This is a genomic window from Paludibaculum fermentans (assembly GCF_015277775.1).
Classification (GTDB): domain Bacteria; phylum Acidobacteriota; class Terriglobia; order Bryobacterales; family Bryobacteraceae; genus Paludibaculum; species Paludibaculum fermentans.
The window spans coordinates 1,432,328-1,445,317 of record NZ_CP063849.1; the positions used below are offsets into that span (position 1 = coordinate 1,432,328).

Genomic DNA, 12,990 nt, shown 5'->3' on the forward strand with positions numbered 1-12,990 from the left:
AATGTTCGAGTTTCTCTTCAAGTATCCGTGGCCGGTGTATCGCAAGGGCACCCTCGTGCTGCTCAGCGGCTGGCCCGTGTGGCTGCTGGGCCTGCTTGCCCTGGCGGCGGCGGTGCTGGTGGCCGTGCTGTTCCTGCGGAAGCCCCTACCGAAGGCGCGGGCTGTGATGTTGGCGGGCATACAGTGGTTGGGCCTGCTGGTCCTGTTAATTTTGCTATGGCAGCCGGCGCTCAGTGTGTCGATGCTGAAGCCCCAGCAGAATGTGGTGGCCGTGGTGGTGGACGCTTCCACGAGCATGGCGCTGGAAGGGCGCCTCGGCCAGGCGAAGGGACTGCTGGATTCGGGGTTGCTCGAGCAGTTGAAGAAGCGCTTCCCGGTGCGGCTGTACCGGGCGGGCCGGACGCTGGAACGCGTGGAGACCGTGCCCGCGCAGGCCGATCAGCCGGTCACCAATCTGGGTGAAGCGTTGAAGGGCGCGACGGCGGAGTCGGCGACGCTGCCGATTGGCGCGGTGGTGCTGCTGAGCGATGGCGCGGACAACGCGGGCGGGCTCGACTCGGAGACCATGTCCACGTTGCGGCGGTCGAGGATCCCGATTCACGCAATCGGTTTCGGCAGTGAACAGCTCGAGCGCGATATCGAAGTCAGCGACGTGCAGATTGTGCCTCGGTCGTTGCCGGATGCGCGGCTGTCGGCGACGGTGACGCTACGGCAGTCCGGGTTTGCCGGCAAGGTGGCTAAGTTGAGTGTCCGGGGCGACGGCAAGGTGCTGGCGTCGCGGGTTGTGAAGCTGCCGGAGGACGGGCAGACTGCGCGCGAGGTGATCTCGTTCCAGTCGGGCGTGGCCGGGGCGAAGTCGCTGAAGGTGGGTGTGGACCTGCTGGACGGCGAAACGAACAAGGACAACAATGTTCTTTCCCGGCTGGTGAATGTGGAAGACCGCAAGCCGAGGATCCTCTACATCGAGGGCGAGCCGCGCTGGGAGATGAAGTTCATCCGGCGCGCGGCGGAGCTCGATCGCAGCCTGCAGGTGGCGAGCATCCTGCGTACGACGCAGAACAAGCTTTACCGGCAAGGCACGGCGGATGCCAAGGAACTGGAGCACGGCTTCCCGGATACCGTCGACGAGCTGTTCAAGTATCAGGGACTGGTGATCGGCAATGTCGAGGCGAGTTACTTCAATCCCGTACAGCAAGGGTTGATCAAAGAGTTCGTCGATCGGCGTGGCGGCGGCGTGCTGTTCCTGGGCGGCCGCGCGGCGTTGAGCGATGGAGGCTGGAACAAGAGCGAAGTGGCCGAGATCATGCCGGTCACGCTGCTGGACCGCAAGACGACGTTCCATCGCGATCCGGCGACGGTCGAACTGGCCGTGGCGGGCCGCGACAGTCTGATTACGCGCATCGAGGAAGATGCGGAGAAGAACATCTCGCGCTGGAAGGCGCTGCCGTACCTGGCCGACTACCAGGAGACGGGTCCGGCCAAGCCCGGCGCGCTGGTGCTGGCGGAACTCTCGCCCACCAGCAAGGGCAAGTTCCCCTTGTTGACGACGCAAAACTTCGGCCGCGGCCGGGTGGGCGTGTTCGCGACGGGCGGGAGCTGGCGCTGGCAGATGCTGCAGGACTCGAAGGACATGAGCCACGAAGTCTTCTGGCAGCAGTTGCTGCGGTGGCTGGTGAGTTCCACTTCTGAGCATGTCTCCGCCGTGACCGACAAGGCAGTGTACTCCGATGAGACGCGCGTGCCGTTCCATGTGGAGGTCCGCGACCAGAACTATCTGCCGGCCTCGGATGCCGTGGTGGAAGGGCATGTACTCGGGCCGGGCGGTGTGGCGGATCTGGTGCCGCTGCGGCCTGTCACCGGGCAGCCGGGCGTTTACGCGGGCGAGTGGAAAGCCGACAACGCAGGTTCCTATCTGGTGGAAGTGATCGCGAAGCAGGGCGAAAAAGAGCTCGGTCGCGACGTGCTGACCTTCCAGCGGGAGGACGGCGTGGCCGAGCATTTCCGGACCGAGCAGAACCGGGAACTGCTGGAGCGGATCGCGCAGCAGACCGGCGGGCGTTACTACAAGCCTTCGGATACGGGCCGTCTGCCGGAAGAGATCGAATACTCGGATGCGGGCATCTCAGTGAAAGAGACGCGCGACATCTGGAACGCTCCGGCGGCGTTTCTGCTGTTCGCGGCGTTGAAGGCGGGCGAGTGGTTTCTGCGGCGGCGATGGGGTGCGGTATGAAACAGATTGCGGCAATCCTGTTGTTGATGAGTTCGGCGTGGGCGGCGGACTTCCACCTGACGGTGGCGGGCCTGGGCGGCGAGCCGGACTACGAGTCGCGCTTCAACATGCTGGCGGCTGAATCGAAGAAGCTGATGGGCGGAGACGTCCTGGGCGGCGCGGCGGCAACGAAGGCGGGGATCCAGAAGGCTCTGGCCGGCTACGCGGCGCAAGCGAAGCCGGAAGACACGCTGGTACTGCTGCTGATCGGGCACGGCAACGTCGACGGGTCGGTGTTCAAGTTCAACGTGACGGGTCCGGATGTGACCGTGGATGAGCTGCGCGGCTGGCTGGACAAGATCCCCGGCAAGCAGTTGGTGGTGATCTCGACAAGCTGCAGCGGCGCCGTGCTGGAGACGCTGAAGCGCGAGAACCGCGTGGTGGTGACGGCCACCAAAACCGGCACGGAAAAGAACGCGGTGGTCTTTGCCCGCTATTGGGTGGAGGCGATGCGCGATGCCGCGGCCGATGTCGACAAGAACGAGACCGTGACGGCGCTGGAGGCGTACAACTACGCCAGGCAGAAGACGACGGGCTTCTACGAGACGCAGAAGCGGTTGGCGACGGAGCACTCGGTGCTGGATGACAACACGCTGGCGGCCCGTCTGGCCGTGGTGCGGTTCGGAGCGGCGCAGAAGGCGATGAACGATCCGCAGAAGCGGCTGCTGCTGGCGCGCAAGGAAGAGCTGGAGTCGGCCATCGACAAGCTGAAGTTCGAGAAAGCCGCCATGCCGATTGCGGAGTACAAATCGAAGCTCAACGCGCTGCTGCTGGAACTCGCCCGGGCCCAGGAGGAGATCGAGAAGTGATCCAGGCCGCGCCCATCCTGCTGTTCCTGCTGGCCGGTGCGCCGGCGGACTGCTGGCGCGCGAAGAAGCTGGGTCATGCGCAGGAGGCGGGGCAATGTTTCACCGCGCTGCGGAACTCGAACAATCCGGCGCTGCGGGCAGAGGGCCAGTGGGGCATGGGCGATTTCAATGGCGCGAACGAGACATTCCGTTCGGCGGTCAAGTCGGATGAAAAGAACGCCGCGCTGCGAGTGCGTTGGGGCCGTTTGTTGATGGAACGCTTCAATCCGGGCGATGCTGCCGGGCTCTTTGGTGAGGCACTCGGACTGGACAAGGACAATGCCGACGCGCTGCTGGGCATGGCCATGCTGGCCGAGGAGAACTTCGACCAGAAGGCCATCGGCCTGGCGCAGCAGGCGTTGGAGAAGAACCCGAAATTGATTGAGGCGCGCGAGCTGCGGGCCGCCGTGCTGCTGGAAGACGGCAACTACGACGCGGCCGCGGCGGAAGCGCTGAATACGGTGCAGGACGCGCCGCAGGCGATAGATGCGATGTCGGTGCTCGCCACCATCGACCTGTTGAAAGACAAGGGCACGTCGCCATGGACCGGCCGCATGCTGGCCGTGAATCCGCACTACGGTGAGGGCTTTGCGCGCATAGCGCGGCAGTTCGTCTTGAACCGCCGGTATGAAGAGGCGATCGGGTTTTATCGCAAGTCGCTGGAGCTGGATCCCTCCTTCCTGCCGGCGAAGAGCGAGCTCGGCATCAACCTCATGCGCATCGGGGAAGACGTCGAGGCGCGCCGCCTGCTGGGCGAGGTCTTCGAGGCGGGCTACCGGAATGCGGCTACGGCCAATTCGCTAACGCTGCTCGACAGCTACAAGAACTTCATCGTCTACAAGCAGCCGCGCTACATCCTGCGCCTGCACAAGAGCGAAGCCGAGCTGCTGCGGCCCTATGTCGAGCGCGAGATCACCAGGGCGCTCGACTCGTACGACAGGAAGTACAACTTCAAGCTGCCCGGTCCGGTGCTGGTGGAGATGTATCCCGATCACCAGGACTTCGCGGTGCGCACGATGGGTATGCCGGGCCTGGGCGCGTTGGGCGTCACGTTCGGGCTGAGCGTCGCGATGGACAGCCCGTCGGGCCGCAAGCCCGGTGACTTTCACTGGGCCAGCACGCTGTGGCATGAGCTGAGCCACGTCTACCTGCTGACCGTCACCAAGCATCACGTGCCGCGCTGGTTTACGGAAGGCGTCTCAGTGCACGAGGAGACGGCCGTTTCACCGGAGTGGGGCGACCGCTTGACACCCGAGATCCTGGGCGCGATGAAGAAGAAAACGCTGCTGCCCATCTCGACGCTGGATCGCGGGTATATGCGGCCGTCTTACCCGGCGCAGGTGATCGTCAGCTACTTCCAGGGCGGCCGGACGATCGACTACATCACGGAGAAGTACGGCTGGCCGAAGGTGATGACGATGCTGGGCGAGTTCTCGCAGGTCACGACGACGGCGGCGGTCATTGAAAAGGTACTGGGCGTGAAGCCGGAGCAGTTCGACAAGGACTTCCTGGCCTGGCTGGAGAACGAGCACAAGGTGCCGCTGGCGAAGTTCGAAGATTGGACGAAGCAGATGAAGCCGCTGCACTCCGCCGTAAAGGGCAAGCAGTGGGACGAGGTGTTCAAGATCGGCAACGCCATTCGCGACGAGTATCCGGATTACGTCGAGGCGGGCAGCGTGTACGAGGCCCTCGCCGAAGCGTATCAGGCGCAGGACAAGAAGCCGCAGGCGATCGCGGAACTGGAGCGCTATGCGAAGCAGGGCGGCCGTGATCCCGAGACGTTGAAGAAGCTGGCCAGGCTCCAGGAAGAGGCAGGCAATCCGCGCGCCGCCGAAGCCGCGCTGAACCGCCTGCTGTACATCTATCCGGTGAAGGATGAAGAACTGCACCGCAAGCTGGGCGGGCTGCGCGCCACGCTGGGCAAGTGGGACGGAGCCGCCGAAGAGTGGCGTGCGGTGCTGGCGATGAAGACGGTGGATCCGGCTTCCGCGAACTATGAATTAGCCCGGGCTTACCAGGGGATGAAGCGTGTGGACGACGCCAAAGACGCGGTTCTGGCCGCGTTGGAGGCTGCGCCGGGTTACAGGCCGGCGCAGAAGCTGCTGCTGGAGTTGAACAGGAAAGAATAGATCACATGATGCAACTCGATTCGGAAACCTTGAAAGATCGGATCGCACGCTTCGGCGCCGTTCAGGAGTCGATGATCACGCAGGTGCGCAAGGTGATCGTCGGCCAGGACGAAGTGCTGGAGCAGTTGATGGTCGCGTTGTTTGTGGGCGGCCACTGTCTGATCACCGGCATGCCGGGTACGGCAAAGACGCTTCTGGTGCGCACCATGGCCGAGACGCTGGGGCTGCTGTTCCGGCGCATCCAGTTCACGCCGGACCTGATGCCCAGCGACATCACCGGCACCGACATTCTCGAGGAGGAGCCCGGCACGGGCCGCCGCATCTGGACGTTCGTCCAGGGGCCGATCTTCGGCAACGTGCTGCTGGCCGACGAAATCAACCGCACGCCGCCCAAGACGCAGGCCGCGCTGCTGGAAGCCATGCAGGAGCGCAGTTGCACCGTGCGCGGCAACCAGTACAAGCTGCCCGCGCCGTTCTTCGTGCTGGCCACCCAGAACCCCATCGAATTGGAAGGCACGTATCCTCTGCCCGAAGCGCAGCTCGACCGCTTCCTGTTCAACACGCTGCTCGACTACCTGCCGGCCGAGGACGAGCTCAAGGTCGTCGGACTCACCACCACCACGGCCGTGGCCGATCTGCAGCCCGTCACGACGGCCGAAGAGATCCTCAACTTCCAGCAATTGGTGCGCATGGTGCCCATCGCCGAGGAAGTGGCCCGCTATGCGGTGAACCTGGTGCGCGGCACGCGTCCGGTGGACGTGACCGCCAGCGATTACGTGAAGAAGTATGTGAACTTCGGCGCCAGCGTCCGCGGCGCGCAGAACCTGGTGCTGGCGGCCAAGGCGCGCTCGCTGATGCGTGGCCGCTATCACGTGAGCTTCGAGGATGTGGCCTCGCTGATGCGCCCCGTCATGCGGCATCGCATCCTGCTCAACTTCCAGGCGGAGAGCGACCGGCTGAGCCCCGACGACATCCTCAAGAAGGTTCTGGAGGTCGTGCCGACCAAAGGTTGATCATGATTCAGCGCTTCCTCGATCCCAAGGTACTGGCCGGTATCGCGAACCTCGAGCTCACCGCCAAGACGGTGGTCGATGGTTTCGTGGCCGGCCTGCACCGCTCGCCGGACTTCGGCTTCAGCCAGGAGTTCGCCGAATATCGCATGTACGTCCCGGGCGACGACCTGCGCTATGTGGATTGGAACGCCTATGCCCGCACGGACAGGCTGTACCTGAAGCGCTATCGCGGCGAGACGAATACGCGCGTCACAGTGTTGCTGGACCGCAGTGCTTCCATGGGCTTCCAGGGACAAGGTGTCAGGAAGATCGACTACGCGCGCTTCCTGGGTGCGTCGCTGGCCTACCTCGCGCATCAGCAGCGAGACGCCGTGGGTCTCATCGGCTTTGACGACGAGATCCGCGACTACGTCGAGCCGTCGTCGAGGCACGGGCAGTGGGTGAAGGTGCTGCACGGGCTGAACCGTTCGGAGCCCGGCAGCCGTACCGATTTTGCGAAGCCCTTTCACCATTTCCAGCAGTTCCTGCAGCGGCGCGGACTGGTGCTGGTGATCTCGGATTTCTATGCGCCGGCGGAGGAAGTGGTGAAGACCGTGGCTCCGCTACGGCAGCGCGGCAACGATGTGGTGCTGCTGCACGTGCTGGATCCCGAGGAGATCAAACCCACGCTGAAGGCGTCGAAGATCCTGATCGACATGGAGACCGGCGAGGAGATGGAAGTGAGTCCTGAGTACGTCAAGGACACTTACCGCAAGAAGATGGCGGCGCATCTCGAGGAACTGGAATCGTTGTCGCGCGGGGCGGGCTTGAGCTACTTCCTTGCAATGACGGATCAGCCGCTGGATGAGGCGCTGCGGCGCTACCTGGTCGTCCGGGCGGGGAGGTTCTAGCCGAATGGGTCTCTTCGCGCCATGGTTTCTCGCGGGCTTCGGGCTGCTGGGCCTGCCCATCTACTTTCACCTGTTGAAGCGGCATCGCAGCGAGACGCAGCAGTTCAGCTCGCTCATGTTCTTCGAGAAGAGCACCGAAGCATCGTTGAAGCACAGGCGGCTCGACTACCTGCTGCTGATGGCCATGCGCCTGGCCCTGCTGGCGCTGATCGTGCTCGCCTTCGCGCAGCCTTTCATTTGGCGCAATACAGCGGCTGGCGGCCCCAGAGCGAACCGCGTGGTGGTGATCGACGACTCCGCCAGCATGGGCTTCGGCGATCGCATGGGCAACGCGAAGTCAGAAGCTTCCAAGCTGCTGGGCGAGAACGTGAAGGTGGCGGTGTTCGATTCGCAGTTGCGGTTCGTCACGCCGGCCGATGTACCGCGCCTGGAGGCCGGCACGTCACGCAGTTCGCTGGGTGAACTTGCCCGCGCGCTGCGTGCCTATCAGGAGTCGGTCAAAGCGCCCTTGGAAGTGCATCTCATCAGTGATCTGCAGCGCAGTTCGATGCCGGCCGGTTTCAGCGACCTGCGATTGGGCGGCGGGACGAAACTGGTGCTGCACACTGTAGCGGACAAGACGGAGCCGAACTGGACCGTCGAGAGCGTGACGGCTCCGGCCCGGGTAAGGGACGGCAAGACGGTGAAGGTTCAGGCGACCATCGCCGGCTTCCACACGAACGCCGCGTCGCGCACAGTGATTCTGGAAGTGAATGGACAACCCTCCGGCAAGCAGACGGTGCAGGTGCCCGCCTCCGGCCGCGCGAAGGTGGAGTTCAATGGCCTCGACCTGCCGCACGGCTTCTCGAAGTGCGCGGTGAGCCTGCAGGAGTCCGATGGACTGAAGGTGGACGACCGCTACCTGTTCGCCATCGAGCGTAGCGATCCGCAGCGCGTCGTATTCCTGTATGGCGAGCGGTCGGCCCGATCCGCGCTCTATTTCCGTGATGCCCTCGACGCCGCCACGGCGGGCGCCTATGTGGTGGAGAGCTACTCCAGCGGGACACCCGCGAACCTCGAGCGCGCCGCCTTCATCGTCGTCTCGGACACCGGCAGCTTCGACGACGCCATGCTGAAGCGCTATGTCCAGCAGGGCGGATCCGCCCTGGTCGTGCTGGGGCCGGCGAATGTTTCGTCCGGAAAGGTTCCGATTCTCGGCACGCTCGTGAAAGCCTCGCGCTACGCCTCGCGGGGAGCGGAGCGCTACCAGACACTGGGCACCGCCGATGACGCCTATGCAGCCATCGCCAAGGCCGGCCGTTGGGAAGGCGTCCACTTCTACCAGTCGATCGACGCCGATCCCGGCCAGGCGCGCATCCTCGCCCGGCTCACTGATCGTACGCCCATCCTGCTGGAGCAGAAGATCGGGGAAGGTACGGTGGTCGTGCTGGCCTCGGCCCTCGACAACCTGGCGAATGACTTTCCCGTGCAGCCGTCGTTCGTGCCGTTTGTCGAACAGATCGCCCATCGCCTGAGCGGCTGGGAAGAGGCCTCGTTGAATGCCAGCGTCGACACGGCGCTCGATTTCAAGGGCGGAGCCGGGTCGAAAGCGTTTGAAGCCATGGACCCCGATGGCAAGCGGGCCCTGACCCTGGAAGAGAGCGCGAAGGGCGCTCCGCTGGTGTTGAGCCGGGCCGGATTCTGGGAAGTGCGCCGCGGGGCAGGCAAGTCGCAGATGATCGCCGCCAACGTCGACCGGCGTGAATCGGATCTGGAATTGATGCCCAAGGAGTCGGCCGAGTTGTGGCAGTCGCCTGGCACTGCGGGCCAGCAGGCGGGCGGACAGAGCAATAATGAAAGCAAATGGCCGTTGGCCGCCTGGGTACTCGGCGCGGCGGTCTTGGCGGGGCTGTTAGAGGCGCTCGTGGGGAGCAGACACCTGGTTCAGGAGACAGCATGACGGCACTAGAACGGTTTCGGAGTTATCTGGAAGCGGTCGAGAAGCGCTTGCGTTGGAAAGCCCTGGCCCGGGGTGGCGCACTGCTGGCGGTGCTGGCGCTGGCCGCCACCGTGAGCCTGGCCTACATTGCAGACCGCTTTGCGTTCTCCGACAACAGCCTGTTCTACACGCGGCTCACGCTGTTTCTGGCGGTCGCGCTGGGTCTCGCGTTCTGGCTCGTCGTGCCCCTGTTGCGCTTGAATCGCAGGGAAGCGGCGCGAGCGGTAGAGGGCGGGGAAGCGGGCTTTGAACAGCGCGCCCTGACGCTGGAACAGAGTCAGGACGACAATCCTTTCTCGGAATTGCTGGCCGAAGAGGCCCTGCGGCGAGCGGAACAGGCGCCGCCGTGGCACCTGGTGAGCGGCCGTCTATTGGGCGGCCTGGCCCTGGGCTGTGCGCTCGGCATAGGCGTGCTGGTGTGGTTGACCGTCGCGGGTCCCGGCACGCTGGGTTACGGCGCGCATCTGCTGTGGGCCGGAGCGCCGCGTCCGGGCGCGGGTCCCATCTACCAGATTCAGGTGAAGCCCGGCGACGCCAAGGTGCGGCGCGGCGGCGACCAGGTGATCGAGGCGCTGCTGCTCGGGTTCGACACACCCGAAGTGACGCTGCGTGCCCGGCCGGCTGGATCGGCCAAATGGGAGACGCTCCGCATGGAGCCGAAGCCCAGCGGCGGCGGCTATTCATTCCTGTTCGCAGGCCTGGCGGAGAACCTCGAGTACATGGTGGAGACCTCGAAGATGCGGTCGGCCATCCATCGGCTCACGGTGATCGACCTGCCTGCCGTGAAGCAGCTCCGCGCGGTTTTCCACTATCCCAGCTTCCTTGGCATCCCGGTCGCAACGGTGGAGCCCGCGGGCGACCTGCGTGCCGTGGAAGGCACGGATGTTGATTTGCATGTGACGACCGACCGGCCGTTGACCAACGGCGTGCTGATCATCGACGACGGCTCTCGCATCTCCCTGGAGGCCGAATCCGGTAATACGCTGATCGCGAAGGTGCCCATCCGCAAGGACGGCATGTACTATGTCGCCGCCATCGAGGACGGAACTCCGGTGCGCCTGACCGAGGACTACTTCATCGAAGCCAAAGCCGAGCGCCCGCCCGAGGTGAAGATCTCGAAGCCGGGCCGCGACGCCAAGGTCAGCCCGATTGAAGAAGTCACCGTGGAACTCGAGTCGTCTGACGATTTCGGCCTGAATGACATGGAGCTGCGCTACTCCGTCAACGGGGGCGCTGAAAAGAGCGTACCGCTGCTGCGGCAGAAGGGCGTGAAGGACGCCCACGGCTCGACGACCATTTCGCTGGAAGACTTCAAGCTTTCGCCCGGAGACGTGGTGGGCATCTACGCCGTGGCTCGCGACGCCAAGACCACTACGCAGACGGACATCTTCTTCCTGGAGGCGCAGCCCTTCGAGAAGGAGTATCAGCAGTCGCAGACCGGTGGCGGAGGCGGCGGCGGGGGCGGGGAAGACCAGCAGGGCGAGATCGCCCAGCGCCAGAAAGAGATCATCGCCGCGACCTGGAATCAGATCAAGAACGGCGGCTCCCGGGCTCAGGCGCAGGAGAACGCTCAGTTTCTCTCGGGTGTTCAACAGAAGCTGTCCGACCAGGCGAAGTCCCTGGCGCAGCGCATGCGCAGCCGCGAGTTGGCCGGCACGAACGAGGAGTTCCAGAAGTTCTCGAAAGAGATGGACCTCGCCTCGGCCGCGATGAATGAGGCCACTGGCCAGTTGAAGAGCCAGAAGTGGAAAGATTCGCTGTCGCCCGAGCAGAAGGCCCTGCAGCACCTGCTGCGCGCCGAGAGCATGTTCCGCCAGATCCAGGTGGCCTTCGGCCAGCGTGGCGGCGGGGGCGGAGGGGGCGGCGGCCAGATGCGCGACCTCGAGAGCCTGTTCGACCTGGAACTCGATACGGAGAAAAACCAGTACGAGACGGCGCAATCGCGCAACTCGCAGGAGCAGCGCGAGAAGGAAGTCGACGAAGCGCTGAAGAAGCTGGAAGAGCTGGCGCGGCGGCAGCAGGAACTTGCCCAGCAGCAACAACAGCAGAAGCAGCAGGCGTTCCAGCAGCGCTGGGCGCAGGAGATGCTGCGGCGCGAAGCCGAGGAGCTGCGCAAGAAGATGGAGCAGTTGCAGCGCGGCGAATCGCAGCAGGGGCAGCAGGGTCAGCAGAGCCAGTCGCAACAGGGTCAATCGCAGCAAGGCCAACCGCAGCAGGGCGGATCCTCGGGTCAGGCGCAGCAGGGCCGTTCGCAGGGCCAACCGCAGCGCGGCCAGCAGGGGTCCAGCGGACAGCAGCAGCAGAATGACCAGCGCATGGCGCGGGCGCAGCAGCAATTGGATCGAGCCCTGGACGACATGCGGAAAGCGCAGTCGGAGCAGGGGCAGAACAGCACCGAAAGTGCGCAGCGCGCGGCGGAGCGCATGAAGGAAGCGCGCGACATGGTGGGCGGCATGCGGCAGCAGCAGTCCGGCCAGCGCATGGACGACCTGACCAACCGCTCACAGCAATTGGCCGAGCGCCAGAAGCAGTATGAGAACCAGATCCGGCAGATGTACCCGGATGGGGTGCCCGCTCCGGGCGCGCGGCCGCAGCCGGGGCAGAACGCTCCGACTCCGCAGACCATCGAACGCCTGGCCCAGGAAAAAGAGGCCATGGAGCGCGAATACAAGCGCTTGGAACAGCAGATGAAGGATACCGCTCGCGCGATGGACGGCTCGCAGAAGGGTGCGGCCTCGCGGCTGCGGGATGCCTTGGGCGAAGCGCAGCAGAGCGAGTTGGGCCTGCGGTTGAAGTTCGGCTCAGAATGGGTGCGCCGCGGCCTGGGTCCCTACCTGCCGCCGCGCGAAAAGGTAGTGACGGATTCGCTCGATAAGCTCAGCCGGCAGGTGCAGGAAGCGCGGGATCTGGCGCAGCGCGGCCAGCAGGCCGGCGAAGGGCGTGATCGTACAGAGCAGGCCCTGAATCAACTGGAGCAACTGCGCGGCCGGATGCAGGGCCAGTTGCAGCGCGGCCAGCAGGGGCAGCAAGGGCAGGGCCAGCAGCAGGGGCAGCAAGGACAACAGGGTCAGGGTCAGCAAGGCCAGCAGGGACAACAGGGTCAGGGGCAAGGCCAACAGGGACAACAAGGCCAGGGTCAAGGTCAGGGCCAACAGGGCGGCGGCCAGCGTGGTGGCGAGGGTCAGGCGGGCGGCGGCCCCGGCACCCGCCAGATGGGCCGCGGCTCATTTGGCGGGATTGACCGCGGGCATCAGCCCATGGGTGTGCAGGACGAGTATGGCGCCATCAACGACGGCCGGCGGCAATTCGATCCAGGACCCCGTTCCAGCCAGCAGGGTCTGGAAGGGACGTACGACGAGGCCCTCCGTCAATTGCGCCAACTGCGCCAGGACGATGGCGCCGACGACGAAACGAAGGCCGATGTCGACCGGCTGATCCGCGACATGCAGCGGTTGGATCCCCGGAAACTGGGCGACAACCCAACCCTGATGGGCCGCATTGAACTCGGACATCGTGCCGCAGATGGAGCAGTTGGAGCTGCGGCTGCGCAAGCAGTTGGAGAACGGTCCGTCAGGCGGTCAGGTGCGCAGCGGATCCCAGGCGAAAGCGCCGGCCGGCTACGGAGACGCCGTGGCGGAGTACTTCCGCAAGTTGAGCCGCGGCAAGTAAAGCGCCGACGTCCTGATCGAGCCCGCTGGGGGCTGTGCGGCGATGCCGTGCAGCCTCGGGGCTGAGGCACCTCGTCTCCTTGGGTAGGCCGAACCTCGATCGTGCGTGCACGCCGCTGACAGGTCCACACGGCTCTTCGCCGCATGGCCACGAGCCACAATCGCAAGCATCAATAACAGGATTGGAATGGAAGA

7 protein-coding genes are annotated in these 12,990 nt (G+C 64.8%); all 7 read left to right on the plus strand.

Features of this window, described 5'->3' with window-relative positions; genetic code table 11:
- Position 1: 1 nt before the first annotated feature.
- Genes IRI77_RS05690 through IRI77_RS05720 form a run of 7 tightly spaced genes read left to right on the plus strand, consistent with a single transcriptional unit; the run spans position 2 to position 12,861 of the window.
- Positions 2 to 2,230 (plus strand): glutamine amidotransferase, encoded by a 2,229-nt coding sequence (locus IRI77_RS05690; protein ID WP_194451107.1) that lies wholly within the window; start codon positions 2 to 4, stop codon positions 2,228 to 2,230.
- Positions 2,227 to 3,078, plus strand: a complete 852-nt coding sequence (locus IRI77_RS05695; protein ID WP_194451108.1) for a C13 family peptidase — start codon at positions 2,227 to 2,229, stop codon at positions 3,076 to 3,078. Before IRI77_RS05690 ends, IRI77_RS05695 begins: the two co-directional genes overlap by 4 nt.
- A complete protein-coding gene (locus IRI77_RS05700; protein WP_194451109.1) occupies positions 3,075 to 5,246 on the plus strand; it encodes a tetratricopeptide repeat protein in 2,172 nt (723 codons plus the stop codon). The genes IRI77_RS05695 and IRI77_RS05700 overlap by 4 nt, the downstream gene beginning before the upstream one ends.
- 5 nt (positions 5,247 to 5,251) lie before the next feature.
- Complete coding sequence (locus tag IRI77_RS05705) at positions 5,252 to 6,259, plus strand: AAA family ATPase (protein WP_228486614.1); 1,008 nt, start codon at positions 5,252 to 5,254, stop codon at positions 6,257 to 6,259.
- 2 nt (positions 6,260 to 6,261) lie between these two features.
- Positions 6,262 to 7,149 (plus strand): DUF58 domain-containing protein, encoded by an 888-nt coding sequence (locus IRI77_RS05710; RefSeq protein WP_194451110.1) that lies wholly within the window; start codon positions 6,262 to 6,264, stop codon positions 7,147 to 7,149.
- 4 nt (positions 7,150 to 7,153) lie between these two features.
- Entirely contained in the window at positions 7,154 to 9,088 is a 1,935-nt protein-coding gene (locus IRI77_RS05715; RefSeq protein ID WP_194451111.1) for a BatA domain-containing protein, read from the plus strand.
- Positions 9,085 to 12,861: a hypothetical protein gene (locus IRI77_RS05720; protein ID WP_194451112.1), complete on the plus strand. Its 3,777-nt coding sequence runs from the start codon at positions 9,085 to 9,087 to the stop codon at positions 12,859 to 12,861. The genes IRI77_RS05715 and IRI77_RS05720 overlap by 4 nt, the downstream gene beginning before the upstream one ends.
- The last annotated feature ends 129 nt before the right edge of the window (positions 12,862 to 12,990 follow it).